20 protein-coding genes are annotated in these 19691 nt (G+C 41.9%); 13 read left to right on the top strand and 7 right to left on the bottom strand.

Annotated elements, in window-relative coordinates:
* Positions 1–209: 209 nt before the first annotated feature.
* Entirely contained in the window at positions 210–1493 is a 1284-nt protein-coding gene (locus tag Nant_RS05220; protein WP_054340583.1) for a transporter, read from the top strand.
* Between the two features lie 128 nt (positions 1494–1621).
* Here Nant_RS05220 and Nant_RS05215 read toward each other — a convergent pair whose 3' ends face one another.
* On the bottom strand, positions 1622–2494 hold the full coding sequence (locus Nant_RS05215) for a winged helix-turn-helix domain-containing protein (protein ID WP_054340582.1): 873 nt from the start codon (positions 2492–2494) through the stop codon (positions 1622–1624).
* A gap of 571 nt (positions 2495–3065) precedes the next feature.
* Between Nant_RS05215 and Nant_RS05210 the strand changes: the two genes are divergently transcribed.
* The 4 genes from Nant_RS05210 (at position 3066) to Nant_RS05195 (ending at position 6047) form a co-directional block, all read left to right on the top strand.
* A complete protein-coding gene (locus tag Nant_RS05210; RefSeq protein WP_202904948.1) occupies positions 3066–4382 on the top strand; it encodes an autotransporter outer membrane beta-barrel domain-containing protein in 1317 nt (438 codons plus the stop codon).
* A gap of 95 nt (positions 4383–4477) precedes the next feature.
* Positions 4478–4834, top strand: coding sequence for a hypothetical protein (locus Nant_RS05205; protein WP_054340580.1), 357 nt, complete (start codon positions 4478–4480; stop codon positions 4832–4834).
* A 14-nt stretch (positions 4835–4848) separates the two neighbouring features.
* Positions 4849–5532 carry a C39 family peptidase gene (locus Nant_RS05200; protein WP_238377071.1) on the top strand — a complete coding sequence of 228 codons (684 nt, stop codon included), beginning with the start codon at positions 4849–4851 and terminating at the stop codon, positions 5530–5532.
* Positions 5533–5549: 17 nt separating this feature from the next.
* On the top strand, positions 5550–6047 hold the full coding sequence (locus Nant_RS05195) for a hypothetical protein (protein WP_054340579.1): 498 nt from the start codon (positions 5550–5552) through the stop codon (positions 6045–6047).
* 75 nt (positions 6048–6122) lie between these two features.
* Here the strand turns inward: Nant_RS05195 and Nant_RS05190 are convergent, their stop codons facing one another.
* The gene (locus Nant_RS05190; RefSeq protein WP_054340578.1) at positions 6123–6314 is read right to left on the bottom strand and encodes a hypothetical protein; all 192 of its coding nucleotides are present in this window, start codon (positions 6312–6314) and stop codon (positions 6123–6125) included.
* 44 nt (positions 6315–6358) lie between these two features.
* Positions 6359–7726 carry a cytochrome c oxidase accessory protein CcoG gene (ccoG, locus tag Nant_RS05185; RefSeq protein ID WP_054340577.1) on the bottom strand — a complete coding sequence of 456 codons (1368 nt, stop codon included), beginning with the start codon at positions 7724–7726 and terminating at the stop codon, positions 6359–6361.
* 151 nt (positions 7727–7877) lie between these two features.
* On the opposite strand from ccoG, the gene Nant_RS05180 reads away from it, so the two are divergent.
* Positions 7878–9356, top strand: coding sequence for an aminotransferase-like domain-containing protein (locus Nant_RS05180; RefSeq protein ID WP_054340576.1), 1479 nt, complete (start codon positions 7878–7880; stop codon positions 9354–9356).
* Between the two features lie 18 nt (positions 9357–9374).
* Here Nant_RS05180 and Nant_RS05175 read toward each other — a convergent pair whose 3' ends face one another.
* Together Nant_RS05175 and Nant_RS05170 are read right to left on the bottom strand one after the other, a co-directional pair.
* Positions 9375–10091 (bottom strand): cupin domain-containing protein, encoded by a 717-nt coding sequence (locus Nant_RS05175; protein WP_054340575.1) that lies wholly within the window; start codon positions 10089–10091, stop codon positions 9375–9377.
* Between the two features lie 111 nt (positions 10092–10202).
* Positions 10203–10985: an SDR family NAD(P)-dependent oxidoreductase gene (locus Nant_RS05170; RefSeq protein WP_054340574.1), complete on the bottom strand. Its 783-nt coding sequence runs from the start codon at positions 10983–10985 to the stop codon at positions 10203–10205.
* Positions 10986–11141: 156 nt separating this feature from the next.
* Here Nant_RS05170 and Nant_RS05165 point away from each other — a divergent pair, with 156 nt between their 5' ends.
* Positions 11142–11510: a winged helix-turn-helix transcriptional regulator gene (locus Nant_RS05165; RefSeq protein ID WP_054340573.1), complete on the top strand. Its 369-nt coding sequence runs from the start codon at positions 11142–11144 to the stop codon at positions 11508–11510.
* A 58-nt stretch (positions 11511–11568) separates the two neighbouring features.
* Here the strand turns inward: Nant_RS05165 and Nant_RS05160 are convergent, their stop codons facing one another.
* The gene (locus Nant_RS05160) at positions 11569–12342 is read right to left on the bottom strand and encodes a sulfite exporter TauE/SafE family protein (RefSeq protein ID WP_054340572.1); all 774 of its coding nucleotides are present in this window, start codon (positions 12340–12342) and stop codon (positions 11569–11571) included.
* A 174-nt stretch (positions 12343–12516) separates the two neighbouring features.
* Here Nant_RS05160 and mtnK point away from each other — a divergent pair, with 174 nt between their 5' ends.
* From mtnK to Nant_RS05130, 6 genes are all read left to right on the top strand, one after another.
* Positions 12517–13710 carry an S-methyl-5-thioribose kinase gene (mtnK, locus tag Nant_RS05155; RefSeq protein WP_054340571.1) on the top strand — a complete coding sequence of 398 codons (1194 nt, stop codon included), beginning with the start codon at positions 12517–12519 and terminating at the stop codon, positions 13708–13710.
* Positions 13711–13770: 60 nt separating this feature from the next.
* Positions 13771–14880 carry a DUF2157 domain-containing protein gene (locus Nant_RS05150; RefSeq protein ID WP_054340570.1) on the top strand — a complete coding sequence of 370 codons (1110 nt, stop codon included), beginning with the start codon at positions 13771–13773 and terminating at the stop codon, positions 14878–14880.
* Position 14881: 1 nt separating this feature from the next.
* Positions 14882–16540 (top strand): GDYXXLXY domain-containing protein, encoded by a 1659-nt coding sequence (locus Nant_RS20985; RefSeq protein WP_076495988.1) that lies wholly within the window; start codon positions 14882–14884, stop codon positions 16538–16540.
* Between the two features lie 34 nt (positions 16541–16574).
* Entirely contained in the window at positions 16575–16946 is a 372-nt protein-coding gene (locus Nant_RS05140) for a diacylglycerol kinase (protein WP_054340569.1), read from the top strand.
* Between the two features lie 378 nt (positions 16947–17324).
* Positions 17325–18098: a hypothetical protein gene (locus Nant_RS05135; protein WP_054340568.1), complete on the top strand. Its 774-nt coding sequence runs from the start codon at positions 17325–17327 to the stop codon at positions 18096–18098.
* Positions 18099–18219: 121 nt separating this feature from the next.
* Positions 18220–18912, top strand: coding sequence for a hypothetical protein (locus Nant_RS05130; protein WP_054340567.1), 693 nt, complete (start codon positions 18220–18222; stop codon positions 18910–18912).
* Between the two features lie 290 nt (positions 18913–19202).
* Here Nant_RS05130 and Nant_RS21680 read toward each other — a convergent pair whose 3' ends face one another.
* On the bottom strand, positions 19203–19550 hold the full coding sequence (locus Nant_RS21680) for a (2Fe-2S)-binding protein (RefSeq protein WP_054340566.1): 348 nt from the start codon (positions 19548–19550) through the stop codon (positions 19203–19205).
* Between the last annotated feature and the right edge of the window lie 141 nt (positions 19551–19691).

The following is a 19691-nucleotide window of genomic DNA, read 5'->3' as shown; positions in this document are numbered from 1 at the left end:
CTCAAAAACAAATCAAAAATGTTCTTTGATTTGAGTATGTTTTAAGTTGTTGGTCTGCCTGATCATAGTTTACTTGATGCTATAAAATTGTATTATGTTATTAATATCTCATAAGAATATTAAATTTATTAGTTAAAATAAAAAATTAAATTGTTGATGCTTCTCTGGAAATTAATAAATAAAAATAATATGGAATTTAATAGATTATCATGAAGATTAATATAATTCGTAATTATACGAAACCTACGTTTATTATTAACCGTAAAAGAATTTTCTTTCTATTTGTTTTGTATAGTAGTAATGCTCTTTCAGAAGTTACAATGTCTGAAGACTTAATGCTAAAACAATATCAACAATTATTGAATCAACAGAGTATAGAATTTGAGAAGCAAAGGATGTTGATTTCCGAGCAAGGTAAAGAAATTGAAAAACTCAAATCCAGGCTTGATGGCATATCCAAAAGATCAATAACGCAGAGTTCCGGATCTAATCAAAAATCCGTCACAGCTACACAAAGCCCAAGTTCATCTGGCTTGCCTTCAAAGCCGGTAGGGCAAGAACCACCCAAAGTGGCTAAAAAAACGACACCTCCTGAAATGCCAAGACTAAGCGATACCGTGGGTGGTGTATTAACTAAAAAAGGCAAAGTAATACTAGAGCCATCGATTGAATATTCATATAACGGAAATAATCGAGTTTTTCTTGATGCGTTTACATTCTTGCCTGCATTAGCTGTCGGTCTCATTGATCTTCGGGAAATTAAACGACATAGCACTATAGTAAGTCTGGCGGCTCGCTATGGTGCGACCGAGCGATTGGAACTTGAATTTCGAGTGCCTTATGTGTACAGGTCTGATAGTCAGCGCTCTCGCCCTATTAGTATCGGTGTGGGTGAAGATGAAATATTTAATGCAAGCGGCAGTGATATTGGCGATTTGGAGTTTGCCGCACGATATCAGTTGAATAATGGTAGTGGGGGATGGCCGATTTTTGTAGGGAATATAGTAGCTACTATACCGACGGGTTCAAGTCCTTTTGATGTTGAATATGTTCAATCTACACCTGGCGCAGAGTTTCCGACTGAATTACCTACAGGGGCCGGATATTTCAGTATTCAGCCGAGTATTACTGCGCTTTATCCAACGGATCCTGGTGTTTTCTTTGGTAATATCAGTTACAGCTATAATGCAGAAACTGACGAACGAGTGGGTAAAGTTAACCCAGGTGATACCATTGGTGTCAGCTTTGGGTTGGGCTTTGCGCTGAATGAGCGTTCGTCTTTCAATGTGGGCTATTCGCATAAACATGTTTTTGAATCTAAAATAGAAGACATGAATGTTAATGGAAGTGTTCTTGATATTGGGCAATTGTCGATAGGGTATTCATTTAGACTGTCTGCTAAAACAAATATAAATTTGTCATTGGGTATTGGTACAACGGATGATGCGCAAGATGTGCGGCTTAACTTGAGAGTGCCAATGGCTTTTATGTAACCTGAGTTAATACAAAATACGGGCCTAAACTAAATAATTAGAAAAAAACCTTAAACTTATTTATTCAAGGATCATAAAAAACCGAATATAACGATTCGGTTTTTTTATGAGAATTTTATTCATAGAGCCTATATAAAGTCTATGTTGTAATATTTTTTCATTAGTTGTGGGTTTTTATCTTCGATAGGTGGATTTATGTTTAATTTATATCCAACCCCTTTTATTGTTAATACCCAATGTGGATTGTAAGGATCAATTTCTATTTTTTTACGTAAAAGATGCATGTATTGATACAGGTCAGATTTGTTGGCCCGGTCATTATTTGGCCAAAGGTGTTGGATAATCTCTTGTGCGTTGAAAACGCGTTCTGTATCGGCAGACAGCAAAGAAAATAGTTTAAATTCTTTGCGTGTTAACTCAAGATTTTTATCCTTAAGAGAAACGGATTGATTGCTGATATTTATCGTAAATGGACCTGTTTTATAGTTGTTGACATGGCTTTTCTTAGTGAATCTGTCGTTGAAGTCAACCGGCATTGATGAGTCAGAGTTCGCTAACTGATTAGCGTCTATTAATCTTCTTTCGTCACTTCTTCTGTCTTTATCTCTTCGATCAGGGAATGGATGGAAATTATAACTAAAATGAACGCGTAAGTAGTCATCAAGTTTTTCCATAATAGGGTTTTCAAAGTAAAAATCTATCCATGATTCTCTTTGAATTTCCTGATCATCGGTATCACTTAAAATAGCGCAAATGGGTATGTGAGTATCTTTATTTATTTGACGTAAAGTTTTGAGCTGCTCTCTGGTCGAAGATTGATTTAATTCTCGAATATCAATGATTATTAATTTGTAAAGATTACTAATTTCTTGAGGTACTATTTTGTCAGTAATTGACTGTTCATGCAGTTTTATCTGATTGGCAACACAATACCCTTTCAAAAGACCAAGAATGAAGCTGTTGCTTGATATGAGTAATATAGAGTTATGTGTTTTTTCCATTTTTTTAGTTCCGTAATTAAGAAATTAATACTATGTTCCTATTGTGTATTAACTATATGTAAAAATACTCAACATATTATAAGTCTAATATTAATGGTTTTAAAGTATGTATGTGTGTTTTTTTTGAGGAATTAGTATATAAGTTTAATTTTTTTTGAGACATTTGTGACTATTTGTGACTTTGGACAGAAAGATTTTTTTATAGCGAATTGTTATTAAGTAATAGTTAATTTTTATAATTAGTCATTCTTGCCAATGTTTTAATCATTTAGAATGAGATCAGTTGTTGGTTTCATGTTTTTTTATGAATTATTAATTGGTTTTTAATATAAATCAACATCTTAGTTATTTTTTTATAAATTTATTTTTTGATGTTGTATTTTTCTTTAAGTAGGCTTTGATCTTCATTTTATGGAATTTTAAGTTTCGTTTAGCGATTCTGTTGGTGTTGGAATGACACGGCAGTTACCCAGTTGTGAAACAAGATTAATTAATAGGAGTTTTATTAAATCTATAAATTAACCTGATTCCAACCGTAGATTTGTAATAATAAAATAAATGGAGCATCAAAATGAATACTAAATTGCTAGCAGCCAGTATTGCACTCGTTTTAGGTACCACCACTAATGCGTGGGCTAACCCAACCAATACTGCTACTGACTCCGCGCAGACGCAAAATGCTACCGCGAGTGCGGATACAAGTGGTGATGCATCGGGTACCGCTAATGAAAACTCATCAGCGATAGGCACAGATAACTCCGATAATAGTACAGCCGACAACGACGACAACAGTAATAACTCTGATAATACCAACAACAGTACTCATGATGACAGCGACAATTCAGATGACTCTGATAACAGCGCTGCGACATCAACAGACTCTGCTGCCAATAATGGCAGTACAGCCATGACAGACCGTTCTGACAACAGTGATGCTTCTGATAACAGCGACAATTCAGATGACTCTGATAACAGCGCTGCGACATCAACAGACTCTGCTGCCAATAATGGCAGTACAGCCATGACAGACCGTTCTGACAACAGTGATGCTTCTGATAACAGCGACAATTCAGATGACTCTGATAACAGCGCTGCGACAGCAACAGATTCTGCTGCCAATAATGGCAGTACAGCCATGACAGATCGTTCTGACAACAGCGACAATTCAGATGACTCTGATAACAGTGCCGCGACAGCAACAGATTCTGCTGCAAATAATGGCAGTACAGCCATGACAGATCGTTCTGACAACAGCGACAATTCAGATGACTCTGATAACAGCGCCGCGACAGCAACAGATTCTGCCGCAAATAATGGCAGTACAGCTATGTCGGATCGTTCAGACAACAGCGATAACAGCGCGGCGACAGCAACAGAAGCTGCTGCCAATAATGGCAGTACTGCTATGTCGGATCGTTCTGACAATAGCATGGCGCATGCTAGCGCTATGGGATCTGCCGCAGCAAACGGTGCTAGTACAGCTACCGTGGATAACAGTGATAATAGTGATAACAGTGCAGCAACTGCACAGGCTATGGGATCTGCTGCTGCAAATGGTGCCAGTACAGCTACTGTGGATAACAGCGATAACAGCGATAACAGTTACTCAAATGCAAATGGTACTGGTACATCTGCTGCAAATGGAGGTGGAGACGCAACAACGACTTACACTTACAGTGTAAATAATTCTGATTTGATGGGCACAGTTACTGGTAATACGTATGGCTACCCAATTGAAGGGTCAACACCTGCGGCGTCACTAAGTAACACAATTGCAGATTCATTCAACGGTACTGCCGGGGTGAACCAGAATGTTCAGAATGTAGGGGCTAATGCATTGAGCCAGCAGCAAGTTTCTTTCCAGGGAAACGTCAATGTTAACCAATAACCATAAATAATAAGTCGTAAGTATTCATTAAAGTGTGAATGGTTGCCGGTAGATTTTTTGCCGGCAACCTTAATAAGAATAATAAGGAGAATGTGATGGAATTTTATAAGAGGAGTTTCTGTGCATTTCTTTCCCCGTTACTGGTTACATTTTCTGGTTTTATTGGCGCCGTCGATATAAATAATATTCCAGATAGTAATGAAGCAGTGTTGTTAAGCGATCTTGAGCAAGTGAGAGGGCGTGGTGGTATTATCGACATGACTACTATTGTTAACGCTAATGCAGATGCAACTTTAGAAAATAACACGGCAGTCAATAATATTAATGGATTTAATATTATTGACAAAGGTTCGTTCACGGAAGCGAGTGGTGTTTTTTCAATTATTCAGAATACGGGTAATAATGTTATTATTCAAGATTCTACCATTATTACTGTAACGATAACGCCTTAATTAAAGAGGTGGTTATGAGAATGTTAGCTATATTTCTTTCATTTTTATTGTTGTTTTTTATGCATTTAAAAACACAAGCAATGGAAGTGAGTGGTGTTTCTATTGGTGGAGCTTTTAATGTTCCCGTAGTGAGTTTTACTGAACGTAGATTTTCAACCATATATAAACAAAAATATGATTTTAGCTGTGGCTCAGCAGCGTTAGCAAGTTTGTTGACTTATCATTATGACGACAACATAAATGAGCAAAATGTATTTATAGATATGTTTAAATATGGAGATAAAACCAAGATTCAGCAGCAAGGCTTTTCATTGCTAGATATGAAAAAATTTCTAGAAAGGCGAGGGTATAAATCTAATGGATTTAGAATGAAATTAGATCAGCTTACTGTGCCTGCAATCACAATTATTAATCATGATGGATACATGCATTTTGTGATAATTAAAGGTTTTAATACGCAGGAAGTTCTGATCGGAGACCCCTCTGTTGGCGTTAAGATCATACCGCGAAATGAGTTTGAGGAGATGTGGGGGAATCGTATTTTATTCCTAATAAATGATAACGAAAATATTGCAGCACATCATTTTAAAAATAATGATGAATGGAGTCTTACCGCGAAATCTCCTTTGGAGACTGTCGTAAACCGTTCTAGCTTGGCCATATTTAATTTGCTGCAGCCGGGTAATTTCGATTTTTAGTAAATGGAGTTATCATAATGAAAACTAAAGATTTTTTTGTGAAAATGTCACTTTTTTTTATGATGCTATCTGGCATGTTCTTTTTGTTTTCATCCAATAATATTCAGGCCGATGTTGATTATAAAACAGTTGACGATAAAGCGCTGAATCTTAGTGAAGAGCGTGAGGTTATTTCAGATGCAGAACTGGATTTGTTAAGAGGAGGGTTTGCTTTACCTAATGGCTTAATAGTTGATTTTAGCTTCGATAAAAGAATTTATCAAAATGGTGTTGAGTCTTTTTTCTCTTATTTTGAATTACCAGAAGGTATTCAATTTTCCCGTGATAGTGCTTTGAGTTTTTCATCCGCAATTCCGAGCACATTATTACACTCGGTGACTCAAAATAGTCTCGATAATCAGCTTATAAGAACCATTAATACTATTAATATAGATATCAGTAATTTTAAAAACGCAAAATATAATGCTAACCCTTCCGAGGTGTTCAGGAATTATATTGGGCCAACTTTCAGATGATTTTTTAATGCTAACTTACTCTAAGTAAAGAATGTTCTGAATAACGCTGGTGATAGATCGATACCTTTACCTTTATCAAAAATTCTGAGGTGCGTCACCTGGTTGGTTCGCAAGGACTACGCGGTTATCCTCAAGGAACATGCGTAATGCGGGATGGTCCTCGGTTGTTATATTGAGATAAAAGATATGCGTATTAATACAGGAAAGATCTATATGAAGTTCATCTATTGTGGCTAAACCTTCTTCTCCAACCTCAGCAGATGCCATGGATAGTCGCATGGCTTCTGTGGGCGGGGTAACGTACTATAAATTTATCGATTAAGAGCCATCAATGTTGTGATTTTAATGAGCTCAAAATCATTTGTTCGAAAATGAACTTGTAGCTCACTGCGAGCAGGTAAAGGTGTTAAAAGAGATGTTAACGCACAAATTCTATAAGGGAGCCATTGACCAAAATTTTCTGCATCGATGCTTGCCGTGCCTTCAAGACGTAGATTAGGCAATCCAGAGACTGACAGGTTGAACTGTTGAAGTTCCGGGTTAAAACTCTCCAATTTAAATAGATATCGATTACAGATCGTATTTTCATCGAGTTGATGGAATAACGCGCCTCGATCCCGACGGATCTCCACCAAAAGTTCGGTTTTTCCGCTGAACCCGTAGACCACAGCTGCGCTCGTGGTGATAAATACCAGTAGATAGGCAAATAGCCGTGGGCGCCATAGAGTGCTGCTGCGATTTGCGAGTTGATCTTCCGAGCAGAATCGAATCAGCCCTTTGGGCAGCTGAATTTTTTCCATCACAGCATCACAAGCATCTATACAGGCACCGCAATCTATACAGGCCGCCTGTAGGCCATCTCTGATATCAATACCGGTAGGGCACACTTGCACGCAAAGACCGCAATCAACACAGTCGCCATTATTATCATCAGCCGTTCGTTTGTTACTACGGGGTTCTCCCCGATTCTTGTCGTAACTGACAGTGCGTGTCTGATCGTCAAACATCACGCCTTGAAAGCGGGAGTATGGGCAGGCATGCAGGCAGATCTTTTCTCGTACGAGTCCTGCATTAAGGTAGGTAAGCGCTGCCATACAGGCTAACCAGCCAAGTGTACCCGCTGTCACGTGCCATGTGAGCAGGTCCGACACCAGTTCACGGATAGGAATAAAGTACCCCGTAAAGGTCACCGCAGTAAAAATTGAAAAGCTTATCCATAGCAGGTGCTTGCTGATGCGACGAATTACGAAGGTCCCACGCAAAGGCTGGTTTTCGTGTCGCGCACGGATGTTTGCGCGTCCTTCTGTCCACTGCTCAATACGGATAAACACCCATGTCCAGATGCTTTGCGGGCAGGCAAATCCACACCAGACACGTCCCCAGCCCACGGCCATAAAAAATAATAAGCTGGTGCCTGCAATCATAATTCCCGCCAATAATGGCAGGTCATGCCAGGAAAGAGACGTACCAAAAAGTAAAATGCGGCGCTGGCTGAAATCAAATAGTAGCCAGGGTTGACCATCAACCTGTACCCACACCAAAGCAAAATAGATAAATAGCAGTGGCCAGCTAACTAAACGACGGGCGTGTTGAAACAGTCCTTCGGTCAAGCGGACATGGATTTTGCTATCAACAGCGAACGTGGAAGCATCGACAATCTGTACAGGAATTTTTTGCATCATTGACAACTTAACGAAAGAGAATAAGAAGGCTGAAGCATATAGAAATATAGAAAATAGGTTCAGGCATAAAAAAATAAAACTTTTAGGGTACAGATTGTGTTGGTAATGTTTAATAATGCGATGTAACCCATCAAGGTTTAAATAAAGAATGAGTAAGGCGTATCGATACCAACAGCTTGAGAGCTGGTTACTGGAAGGCATAACCGGGCAGCGCTGGAGGGTGGGCGAGCGTTTGCCTTCAGTGCGTGACATGTGTCGCGAACAACAGGTTTCTAAAGCGACAGTTTTACATGCGTATCAGCGATTAGAAGCCAGAGGGTTGCTTGAGGCTCGCCCTAAATCGGGCTACTTCGTTCTTCCTGATGTGGCGAACCGGGGCGCACCTCATATTGTTTCCCATGCCATAGTCGCGCCTGCACCCGTAACAGTAAGCGACGTTGTTATGGATGTGATGGACAGGGGAGCTGCATTCGATATTTTGCCAGAACTAAGAGGACTAGAGCTACAGGCGGGTCGGGACACCTTGTATAGCCGCTCTGTTGATCAAAATAGAAAAATGACCAGTCCGGCTAATCACGCCGGAATTACCGCGCTTAATCGTAGTATAGGGCGCGCATTGCGCAGCCAGTCGGATAGGGCGCATCAATATTATGATGAGCCCGCTGGCGATGCTGGACTGCGCGAACAACTGGCACAACGTTACCGGCGACATGGTTGTGAGAGTTCGGCCGATGACTTTTGTATCACTGCAGGCTGTCAGCAATCTCTCTTTTTAGCATTGATGGCATGTTGTCAGCGTGGCGATATTGTTGCAGTAGAGTCGCCGGGCTTTTACGGTGTTTTGCAATTGCTCGAACAGCTTGGTTTACAGGTTGTAGAAATTCCGGCATCAGCGGTTACCGGTATGGATACAGAGGCGCTTGAACGTGCATTACAACAATGGAGTATTCGCGCTTGTGTAGTGACTCCCGCCTTTGCCACGCCTACCGGTGCAACCTTGCCCTCTGCTTCTCGTCAAACATTACTCGCGCTGGCGGATCAATATGATCTTGCTTTGATTGAAGATGATATTTATGGAGATTTAGGCTTTTTCGGGCGACCTGATCCACTCAAAGCACAGGATAAATCAGATAGGGTGATTCTCTGCAGTTCATTCTCTAAAAGCTTATCCCGTGATGTAAGAATTGGCTGGATAGAGGCAGGGCGTTGGCATCATCAGGTTAAACGTCTTAAATTGGTCACCTCGCTGGCCAGTAGTCGTTTTGTTCAGCAAGGCCTTGCCAGTTTTATAAAAGATGGCGGTTATGATACTCATCTTCGGCGCCAGCGTGAGCAGTTGAGGCAGCAGCGGAATGAACTAGTCGAATTTTTAGATAAGCACTGGCCCAAAGAAATCTGTTTCAGTGTGCCTGAGGGTGGGCTGGCTTTGTGGTTACAGTTGCCGCAAGGCATCAACACGCTTTCGGCTTATGGCGCAGCACTCAACAAAGGTGTAGTCATAACGCCGGGGGCATTGTTCTCTTCAACTGATCACTATCGAAACTGTCTGCGTTTGAGTTTCTTGCATCCGTTAACAGCTTCCCGACAAGAGGCATTGAAAATATTAATGGGAGTGCTCTCCCATTAATATTGAATTGAGAGGCGATCAATCAGCTAGCCGTGCCAGGTGACCAACTTTAACCAGAATTAAACAACCTTCATCACTAAAAGGCTGGTGTTTACTTTCATGCGGTGAGCGTATCCAGGTGCCTGTTGGGTATTGCCCGAACTCATCTTCAAAGGTGCCCTCAAGGACGAAGATTTCTTCTCCACCCATGTGTCGATGAGGGCTAAAGTGCGTGCCTTTCTGCCAGCGAACCAGAGCGGTGTGCTCCGCGGTCATTGCCGAGGTAGCTTCTGAGGTGAAATTGTGCAACGGCATAACGGTTAAGCCATCGACTAAACCCGGTAGCCAGCTGGCTTCGTGGGTATTGAGTACGACCTTTTCCTGGTCATGCATATCAAACATATTGAGTTTGACCCATAGTTCACAACCAACGCTGCTTCCCGGAGTATGGCTAGAACCGGGAGGATTGCGTAAGTATGTGCCGGCAGGGTAGCTGCCGTTTTCATCTTCAAAAATGCCGCTTAAAACAAATATTTCTTCACCTTGAGTGTGTGTATGAGCAGAAAAGAATGTCCCCGGCTCGTAACGTACGATACTGGTGACTTGCCCATGTTCAGCCGCTTCTCTTTCCAGTGGTTTGCGCCACACGCCTTTGGAGGGCGAGGGGAGCCATTCACACTTAGCTGTTTCAATAACACAGCGCTGTAGACGGTCCATATTGGTGGGGGTGAAATTACTTACTGTTGCCGCTGTCATTGTATGGCTCCCGCTTATACTGCCGCTAACTGTACAATAGAGCAGCGGTGTTGAGTATGTAGGTCTCGAGTTTTTAGGTATTAGGTGTTCAAATATTAAGTGCTCAGCTAGTTAGTTGCGCCCTGCCATTACACCGCCATCTATATTCCATATCGCACCTGTTACCCAGCTCGCTTTATCCGAGAGCAAAAAAGTAATGGCGTTGGCAATGTCATCTACTTTACCAATCCGGCCTATCGGATGAAAAGCATTGAATCCTGCAAGCGCTTGATCTAGCTCCGAAGGATCGATAAAGGAGTTATAAATAGGTGTTTTTACAACGGCTGGTGCTACCGCGTTGACTCGAATGTTTGAGTCGGCCAACTCCATTGCTAAATGCTGAGTAAATGCATGCAAACCGGCTTTAGCCATAGAGTAAGCAGAGGATGGTGTGGCTTTGATGGCTTGGTGTGCCCACATAGAACCAATATTTACAATCTCACCGCCGTGGTGAGCTTTCATATTGTTAACTACCGCCTGCGTAACAAAGAAGATTGAACGGTTCAGTCCCATATATAACTCATAGTCATCAACACTGTGCTCACTAAAAGCTTTGGGATTAAAGTATCCGGCGGCATTAACCAGTTGCTTGATATGCCCATCAAAAGTGTCGATGCGAGCAATCAGGTGGTTGACTGATTCTGTATCATATAAATCTTCCTGCCATGCGTGTACTTGGGAGTTGAATTCGCGGGTCAGCAGTTCAAGCCTCACTTTAGCACTGGCGAGTTTGTCAGCGTCACGTCCGACGATAATGATTGAATGACCTTGCTCTGCAAGTTGTTGAGCGGTCGCCAGTCCCATACCACTGGAACCGCCGATAATTAAGCTATATACATTATTAGATTTTGTCATAATATGGATCTCCTGAATTGTACTTTATAAAATTTTGTATTACAGGCATGCTTAAATCAGGTTCAAGCGTTAGCTGTGAGACAAAGCATAAGAAGAAGCTTACTAGTTGAAAACTAAGTACAAATAAGTGGGGTAGGTGCTTTTTAGTACATCTTTATGAAAACTAATGAGAAAAAGATTTCACGGCGGATAGCGCCAGTGCAGGCAACGCGGATGGTTGAGACTATCTTCGGGTGTAAATGGTCTTTAACGGTATTTACATTATTGACAGGCGGCGTCAATCGACCCGGTGAAATGGTGCGTAGCGTTGATGGTTTAAGCACCAAAGTGCTGAATGAATGCCTACGAAAAAATATGGATTTTGGTATTTTAGCGAAAAACTCTTTTGCGGAAATACCGCCACGAGTTGAATATGAATTCACTCCTTTTGGTCGAAAGTTTTTGAAAGTTGTAGGGGATATAGAGCAGCTTCAACAAGATATTGGAGACGCTGCTAATATGTCTGCTCCTGATGTGGAGGCTTAATGAGAGCTTGGATATGAGCCATGATGAGGTGCCATGTCGTCACAGCAGATGTGAAAAGCTAGCCTGCATAAGTATCAAAAAAGAAATACAGCGTGGTAATAATACTCGCTACAATAACAAAGCGTCTGACATGTTTTTGAGGCAGTTGGCGTGACACACGCGCCGCGACATAGCCGCCCGCTAAGGTGCCGCATAACACAATAGTGCCTTCATACCAGGCAATCACATCATTATAAATAAACAGTGCGATGGCAATCAGTGAAACAGCAGACGAGACTAATAGCTTTAAGCCATTCATGGCATTGATATTGGTATGGCCTGCTAATGCTAAATAGCTGAGCGTAATGATGCCCAGACCCGCGTTGAAGAAGCCTCCATAGATGGACACCCCCAAGAGTATGATTAATAGTAAAACTCCGCCGACGGATGACGCATGTCGGTTGTTGGAGGCCAATTTTTTAAGCCCTGAATTAATCTGACCGCCAAAAATAAACAATACAGTAGCAAATAACAGTAACCAGGGAATGGCTTCACGAAATACTGTTTCAGGTGTTTGCAGTAATAACCAGGCACCGGCAATACCGCCGATCAAACTGATTATGATGATGCGGGGTAGTTCTTCTTTATGACCAGCAATTTCTTTTCGAAAGGCATAAGTGCCGCTCATATAACCGGCGCATGACGCAAAAGTGTTGGTCGCATTGGCCATAATCGGAGGAATGCCGACAAAGATCAGCGCGGGGAATGTAATGAAACTCCCGCCGCCCGCGATTGAGTTAAGAACACCGCCAAAAAAGCCTGCAAGGAACAGAAATACTAGTTCAAATGACATCGTTAACAATAAGCCTGTGAGCACGAAAAGGGGCTAGACGATAGCACATCTGCATTGAGTTCAAGTAGGTACAGATCCCACATTAATTTACCCGTTCAGATATTTCACTTTAAAGATGTTTTTTTTCTGGCAAACTGGGTGATATTGAAAAGTACCCCTGGGGATTGACCAGTTATGACCAATGCTAAATTTGCGAATGATGCCGAAATAATTGAATTTGTACTCTCTAACACAGCGCTTTTTACTGAGACAAAAACATTACGCGTTGAAGAGATTGGCGATGGCAACATCAATTTTGTTTACCGTGTAACCAACGATCAACAGAGTGTGATCGTAAAGCAGGCACTTCCATATATTCGTATTATCGGTGAAGGCTGGCCATTATCATTGGATCGTATTCGTATAGAAGCCCAATGTCTGAAAGAAGAGGGCCTGTGGGCAGCGGATTATGTTCCGGATGTTTACTGTTTTGATCAGGCACGTTCAGCTTTTATTATGGAAGATATTGGCGATCATGAAAACTTACGCCATGCCCTCATCGCACGTCGTGTATTACCCGAACTGGGTCGTCATTTAGGTGAATTCCTGGCGGAGACTCTGTTCCATACCTCTGATTTTTATCTGGATAATGAGCAGAAGAAAGCGGCTGTCGCCGATTATATCAATCCTGACCTGTGTAAAATTACTGAAGAGCTGTTTTTCTGGGATCCGTTCTGTGACCATGAGCGCAACAGTGTTAGTCCACCCTTGAAAGAAGCGGCAGAAACATTGTGGCAGGACGACTCTCTTAAAGTGGAAGCAGCAAAACTCAAGTATCATTTTATGAATGATGCGCAGGCACTGCTGCATGCGGATCTGCACTCGGGTTCTGTCTTTGTTAAAGCCGATGGCACGAAGGTGATTGATCCAGAATTCGCCTTTTATGGGCCGATGAGTTTTGATATAGGCTCTATCATCGGCAATCTGCTTATCAATTTTGCAGGGCAATTAGGGCTCGAGGGTGAGGCCGAAGAGAAACAGGCATATCGTGAATACCTGCTAGCAACGATTGATACCTTATGGGCTACCTTTCATACTCGTTTTAAGGCTCTGGTCAGCGAGCAGTGTAAAGATCCTGTGTTTGCCACGGTTGGCTTTGTTGATGCCTTTATCGCACACACATGGCATGAGAGTATGGGCTATGCCGGCACTGAGTTGATTCGTCGCACGGTAGGTCTAGCACATGTTGCAGATTTGGATTCGATTGAAGATATTCATGTCCGTGCGGTGTCAGAGAAATTTGCATTGGACTTAGGTAGCGCGTTGATAAAACAGCGCCAGGACATTAAATCGCCTCAGATCTTAAGGGCGCTTGTTCAGGCTATATAATAAAATTCAGTGGACTGATCGTACTTATTATGGAAGTAACGGACACAAAGGAAGGACGGCGTGACAGATAACCGCAAGCTTATTTTATCCTGGGCAGAGCAGGGGCTTCTTAAAGGTGACGTGGAAGATGCGTTAGCAGCGACCGATTCACGTCCTGCTAAACAAGAGTGGTTTGATTTTATCAGCCAGTTTTTGCTATGGAGCGGAGCCGTTGCTATTACGGTGGGTATGATCTTCTTTTTTGCCTTTAATTGGGACGCCATGGGGCGCTTTGTTAAATTCGGCTTGCTCGAAACTTTTATGCTGCTGGCCGCACTGATCTACTCACGCCTTGAGTACCAGCGAACATCCTCTACGGTTTCTTTATTGGGGATGACGCTGTTAACCGGCGCATTGTTGGCATTGACAGGCCAGACCTATCAGACCGGAGCGGATCCGTGGGAGTTATTTGCTGTCTGGGCTGCTTTGATGACCCCATGGGCGCTAATAGGCCGATCGAGCACTTTATGGTTACTCTGGATTGGCTTAGTCAATTTAGCATTGTTGCTGTATCTGAATACTTTTCATGGGGTATTTGGCTTACTGTTTCGCGAAGAGGAATGGTTGTGGGCATTTCTGGCTGTGAATACCGGTTTTATCGCTTTCTTCGAAGTGTTGGCATATTTGGGTAGCGGCCATAATAACTCAGGTAAAACCTTTAAAGCTGTAGCTTGGCCTATAGCGTTAGCCAATCGACAAGCGGCTCAGGTGTCGGTGCTGATCGCAGGTTTTAGCGTTACCTGGCTGGCTATTATTACTATTTTTGATAGCAGCTATAGCAACCGAAATAACAGCTCTTATAACTACTCTGAGGTCTTGGGCTTGCCGGTTTATGTTGTTTGGATAGCCGCTGTTTTTTATCTGTATCGCTATCGTATTCTCGATGTAGTGCTGTTATCTGGTGGTGTCTTAAGTGGCATTATAGTGAGTACTTTTCTGTTGGGTCGGATGCTTGAAGATAGCTTGGACGACGGTGCCTTTTTGTTGATCAGTATGGCGATTATTGGTTTATCAGCCGCAGGCGGCATTTGGTTGAAGAAGCTTGCTAAAGAACAAAGAGCTAGTCAACAGACAATTCAGCCACAAGAAGCCCAGACACCAAAAGCCCTTCAGCAAAGTGAGAAGTCTTGATATGAATTCTTCAGCTTCTGAATTGTGGGAAAGTTTGAAAAAACAGCAGTTTGTTTCAGGTGAAATGCCTGCAATGAGTGATCATTCTTCTGCTGACATCTCTGCACACGAAAGCACGCCTTGGTACATTACCTTAATGCAGGGTTTTGCCGGTTGGATAGCCGCATTCTTCATGCTCGGGTTTGTCGGATCTGTGTTTGGCTTTCTGTTCAATTTTGAGAATGAGATAGCACTCATCGCGTCAGGCTTGATCTGTTGTACGGCGGCTTATGTACTGTTTCGCACGCAACCTAACAGCATTTTTGTTAGCCAGTTAGGCTTGGTGTTCAGCTTAACCGGGCAGATGATGGTGGCGTGGGGTTTATTGGACTGGGTCTCCTATCAATCATCAATGGCGTTTTTTCTGTTAGCCGGATTTCAGTTAGTACTAGCAGTGGTCATGCCGCATTTTGTGCATCGCCTTTTAAGCACGTGGTTCGCACTGATTGCGTTCTTTTGGGGGCTGAATCAACTGGGGATTTATGGATTAGGAGCCGCCTGTAGTTGTGTGTTGTTCACCTTAGTGTGGTTAAACGAAAACCACTGGAAACGTTTCCGCTCACTATGGGAGCCGGTTGGCTTCGGCGTGGCATTGGCATTAGTGCAGTTTAATGGGCATATCCTGTTTAATGAGGATTTGATGTCTTTCTATGGTGATGGCAAAGAGTTCTCTGCTGGTTGGTGGTTGATCGCACCATGGATAACGTCTGCCTTAGTGGCTGTTTCATTCGCCTTGGTGATCAGTAAAATATTCAAGCAATATCAGTTGTCATTAGCCTCCGTTACCGGCCGCCTGGTGATAGTGGGCGGTATATTGCTGGTGGCTTCGGGCCTGATTGTTCTGGGTACGAGTAGCGCATTATTAATTTTGCTGGTGGGTTTTGCTTATCAGCGCACCAGCCTTAAAACACTGGGTTTGTTGGCGTTGTTATCATTTGTCTCCTGGTATTATTACAGCCTGAATACGACCTTGCTGGTTAAATCATTTATCTTGATGGGCACTGGTGTTGCGTTACTCCTTGGTCAGCTGATAATGCGTGCGCTTTTGCAGAAAAGTGTAAATAGCAGCACGAATAAACAAGAGAGTCTCTTTTTGCTGTCCCGCTTATTAAATACCTCGGGTATGACGCGCACTAAGTGGATTAGTGTTGCCATGATGTGCGTTGTTGTGGGTGTGGTAAATTTCTCTATTTTCAAGAAAGAACAGGTATTAATATCCGGTACGCTGGTATTACTGCCGCTTGCGCCAGTTGATCCGCGTTCGATAATGCAAGGGGACTATATGCGCTTGCGTTTTGCGCTGGCGACGGAAGCATTTCGCGATAGGCCTTCAGATAACGAGGCAGGCTTTATTGTCGTCAATCTGGATGCGAACAATGTTGGAAAATACGCGGGGCTTTATAAAGGAGAAACCTTGGCTGATCATCAGGTGAAAATGCAATATCGGATGCGTGATGGCCGCGTTAAATTCGCTACCAATGCTTTCTTTTTTCAGGAGGGCACCGCCGATCAATACAGCCAGGCACTTTATGGAGAGTTCAGAGTGGCGAGTAATGGCGAGCTGTTATTGAATAATTTGCGTGATAAAGACTATAAAATTTTAGGCTATAACCAGCCGTAAGTCAGATAAGCTGCTTGAGGATAAGGGATAAATAATGTCAAAGGTAACAGGCTTAGCACGGTTCTATTATGCGACTGGATATTCGATAAAAGGGATAAAAGCTGCCTTTAAACATGAACCGGCTTTCCAGTATGAGGTGTATGGTTTTCTGGTACTGTTTCCCGCCTCGTTTTGGGTTGCGCAAACCGCTACTCAATGGGCGCTATTGGTGAGTAGCTGTTTACTGGTATTAATTCTGGAGCTAATAAACTCAGCTATTGAGGCGGTAGTGGACAGATCAGGGACTGAGTTTAATGAGTTGGCGGGGCGAGCTAAAGATTTAGGATCAGCAGCAGTTATGTTTGGGTTGTTGATTATCGCTGCAGTGTGGGGCGGAATTATCTGGGATAACGGCGGCCTGTTTTAGGCTGCTTTGGCAGGTTCGTGCCAAATATAGATATTGATCCGGTATAAGTATGCCGCTATGGTGCTACGACTATAGCGCCTAACCAGCCTGTACTCGCGAATAGACCAAAGGAATGGGAGTGAGTCATGAGCAGTCATTTTTCAAAAACTGTTTATTTGCACAGTTTTATTTTTCTTAAGAACGCCAATAAAAAATTCGCTTATTCTTTCCCTCTTAATTTTTGGCGGTAGTTCTGTTTATATTAATCTTTATAAATATCAAGTGATTAGAGTTCTTGATAAATTATCCGCGGAATTATAAGGATTCCTGATAATAATAATTATTATGAGGACGCGTTCCTCATAAACATACTGTTAACTTTTTATCTCGGGATTATAGATGGTTGATGTGACTAGATACGAAAAGGATGTTCACTACGAGAAAGCTAAATCCTTACTTGATATTGGTGATTTGCAATCTCTACGGTACGCCTGTTTAGAATTGAGGTACTTCATTGAAGCTCATGTATATCAGCAATTACTTGCTGGTGCTAAAGAAATACCCAAGACAATAATTGAAACTTGGCAGCCCAATAAAGCAATAAAGTTATTATCAACATTCGATGATCTTGCCGATAAAGATTTGCACCTAAGTATATTTAGTGAAGATGGTGAGCTAAAAGACACTATAACTTACAACAACATAGCAATAAAGGATCTGAATAAGCTTTATAACTCACTGGGGAGTTATCTACATCTTCCAATGCCCAAAAAATTAGCTGGCTATTCCATCGATAAAAAGAAGGTTGTCAAAATATTTGATCAGTTAAGTAAGTTGACTACAGGTAACTTGATGGTGGTTAAAGGCAACTACGAATACTTTTCGTGTGAAGCATGTGGTAAAAATATCTTGTATACAGAGCACTATGCGAAATCGAATGAGTCAATTTCATGCCAAGATGACTCCTGTCGAACCGACCATGCAATTAAAATTACTGATAATAGCGTTTCATTCGGTGCAAAATACGTTTTTGAGTGCGGTGTTTGTCATGATGAAACATCTGTTTTCTTCTCGAAAATAGAAGATCGCTACAAATTTAAATGTAATCACTGTACAACAGAATACACGTTCGAGATGGTTTTACGGGGTGTTCCTGTTGAACAGCAAAGTTAACAAGCGCAAGCAGTCGGAAAAATTACTCGCTGCGCTCCCAATTTCCCGCTGTTGCGAGCGTTATGCGACTAGCTGGGCCCACTTTCTAAATTTTAATATAACTAACAAATAAGGATTTTGAATGAGATTAGTAAAAATACTTGCTGTGATGATTTTCACTTCAACGATGTTCGGGTGTTCAACGGTAAACTACAATTATGAAGCGAAGATTAACTATTTTTCTAAGCCTGCACTAGACGAAGTTGTGGAAGTTTATGTTGGTGATTACATGATAGATCAGGGGAAATCTGTAACACTGGACTTTCTAATATTAAATAGAACAATAGATGGAGTGTTATACGATATTCATAAAGGATCTTACTCACGTGTCGGAGAACACAAAGGTTCATCATATTTTTCTCCAACGACAAGTAAAGGGCAACCTATTTCTTATGCTGCTGGATTGGTAGATACGCCAGTAGCTCTTCATATAAACAGTAAAGATGAAGTGTGTGTTACATCAGTTTCTTACCAGGCAGCTGCATGTTATGAGGGAAGTTTTAAAATAAAAGATAAAACGGTTGTCGATAATCAGGCATTTCAGCAAACACTTATATATAACGGTTCTGTAGGTGAAAAAATAAATATATCTTACCGTGAATTCTCTAATGATTCGGCAAGAAACGCTTTCACTAATAATGTTGAATATGATATGAAAAAATCTAATTTCATAAATTATAAAGGTGCTCGTATTGAAGTTATTAGCTATGACAATACTTCAATAAAATTTAGAGTAATAAAGCATTTTCGTGATGATCGATCTATAGAATTATAAATTGAAAAGCCGCATAACAAGTTGCTTAAACAGAAAAATAACAGTTGGCCATCGCTTCGCGATTATATCCAACCGTTCTTTTCCGCTCAGCAAAGCGTTATTGTTCCCTTTGTATATGGACTCCTCCTGTTGAGCAAGAAGTCTGTACCCAGACTAATAGGCGTATGTAGGTTCGGCTTTTTAGTGGAGGGGCTACCTCCTAACCCTACATGAATGCGCACCTTGATCTCTCTTTGGGTCGATGGGTCTCAAAGCAGAACCGAATCTATCATGTTGATAATGCAACCTGATTAGGCGGCATTATCAGTTTCAATTGAAGCAGATTCACAACTGTGATCATTTACCAGCGCCCGTAACTCGGGAATACACGAGCCACAATTGCTGCCACATTTCAGCGTCGCTCCTAATCTTTCAACACTACAGGCGTCGCCATTTTGTAGTGCATTGATAATGGTTTGTTCGCCTACCTGATAACAAGAACAAATGGTTTTTCCTGTTTGCATTGACGGGTCGGCAGGGAACCCCGAGAGTAAGCGTAAACGATCCTGATCCGTCGGGAACACATCACCTATTTGGCCACCTAGCCAGGATTTGTCATATTCAGGTAGTTCAGGTCCACTGAGAAGGACTATGTGCAATTGATTGTCGATAAAGCCGACTACGCATCACTCCAGTGCATGTTAATCCAGCCCCTAATATACTGAGTGGTTTTGAAAAGCTGATATTTCATAGAGAGCAATCCTAAAGTTAGGAGAATATGGACCTTTTGCGTTAGCTCC

It is taken from the genome of Neptunomonas antarctica (assembly GCF_001305295.1).
Classification (GTDB): Bacteria; Pseudomonadota; Gammaproteobacteria; order Pseudomonadales; family Balneatricaceae; genus Neptunomonas; species Neptunomonas antarctica.
Note: the sequence above shows the minus strand (reverse complement) of the source record. Positions and strands in the feature narration are given on the sequence as shown.

Bases quoted from the DNA above. Each gene is read 5' to 3' on its own strand.
- Nant_RS05220 (WP_054340583.1), top strand. From the start codon at position 210: ATGAAGATTAATATAATTCGTAATTATACGAAACCTACGTTTATTATT.
- Nant_RS05215 (WP_054340582.1), bottom strand. From the start codon at position 2,494: ATGGAAAAAACACATAACTCTATATTACTCATATCAAGCAACAGCTTC.
- Nant_RS05210 (WP_202904948.1), top strand. From the start codon at position 3,066: ATGAATACTAAATTGCTAGCAGCCAGTATTGCACTCGTTTTAGGTACC.
- Nant_RS05205 (WP_054340580.1), top strand. From the start codon at position 4,478: ATGGAATTTTATAAGAGGAGTTTCTGTGCATTTCTTTCCCCGTTACTG.
- Nant_RS05200 (WP_238377071.1), top strand. From the start codon at position 4,849: ATGAGAATGTTAGCTATATTTCTTTCATTTTTATTGTTGTTTTTTATG.
- Nant_RS05195 (WP_054340579.1), top strand. From the start codon at position 5,550: ATGAAAACTAAAGATTTTTTTGTGAAAATGTCACTTTTTTTTATGATG.
- Nant_RS05190 (WP_054340578.1), bottom strand. From the start codon at position 6,314: ATGGCATCTGCTGAGGTTGGAGAAGAAGGTTTAGCCACAATAGATGAA.
- ccoG (WP_054340577.1), bottom strand. From the start codon at position 7,726: ATGCAAAAAATTCCTGTACAGATTGTCGATGCTTCCACGTTCGCTGTT.
- Nant_RS05180 (WP_054340576.1), top strand. From the start codon at position 7,878: ATGAGTAAGGCGTATCGATACCAACAGCTTGAGAGCTGGTTACTGGAA.
- Nant_RS05175 (WP_054340575.1), bottom strand. From the start codon at position 10,091: ATGACAGCGGCAACAGTAAGTAATTTCACCCCCACCAATATGGACCGT.
- Nant_RS05170 (WP_054340574.1), bottom strand. From the start codon at position 10,985: ATGACAAAATCTAATAATGTATATAGCTTAATTATCGGCGGTTCCAGT.
- Nant_RS05165 (WP_054340573.1), top strand. From the start codon at position 11,142: ATGAAAACTAATGAGAAAAAGATTTCACGGCGGATAGCGCCAGTGCAG.
- Nant_RS05160 (WP_054340572.1), bottom strand. From the start codon at position 12,342: ATGTCATTTGAACTAGTATTTCTGTTCCTTGCAGGCTTTTTTGGCGGT.
- mtnK (WP_054340571.1), top strand. From the start codon at position 12,517: ATGACCAATGCTAAATTTGCGAATGATGCCGAAATAATTGAATTTGTA.
- Nant_RS20985 (WP_076495988.1), top strand. From the start codon at position 14,882: ATGAATTCTTCAGCTTCTGAATTGTGGGAAAGTTTGAAAAAACAGCAG.
- Nant_RS05140 (WP_054340569.1), top strand. From the start codon at position 16,575: ATGTCAAAGGTAACAGGCTTAGCACGGTTCTATTATGCGACTGGATAT.
- Nant_RS05135 (WP_054340568.1), top strand. From the start codon at position 17,325: ATGGTTGATGTGACTAGATACGAAAAGGATGTTCACTACGAGAAAGCT.
- Nant_RS05130 (WP_054340567.1), top strand. From the start codon at position 18,220: ATGAGATTAGTAAAAATACTTGCTGTGATGATTTTCACTTCAACGATG.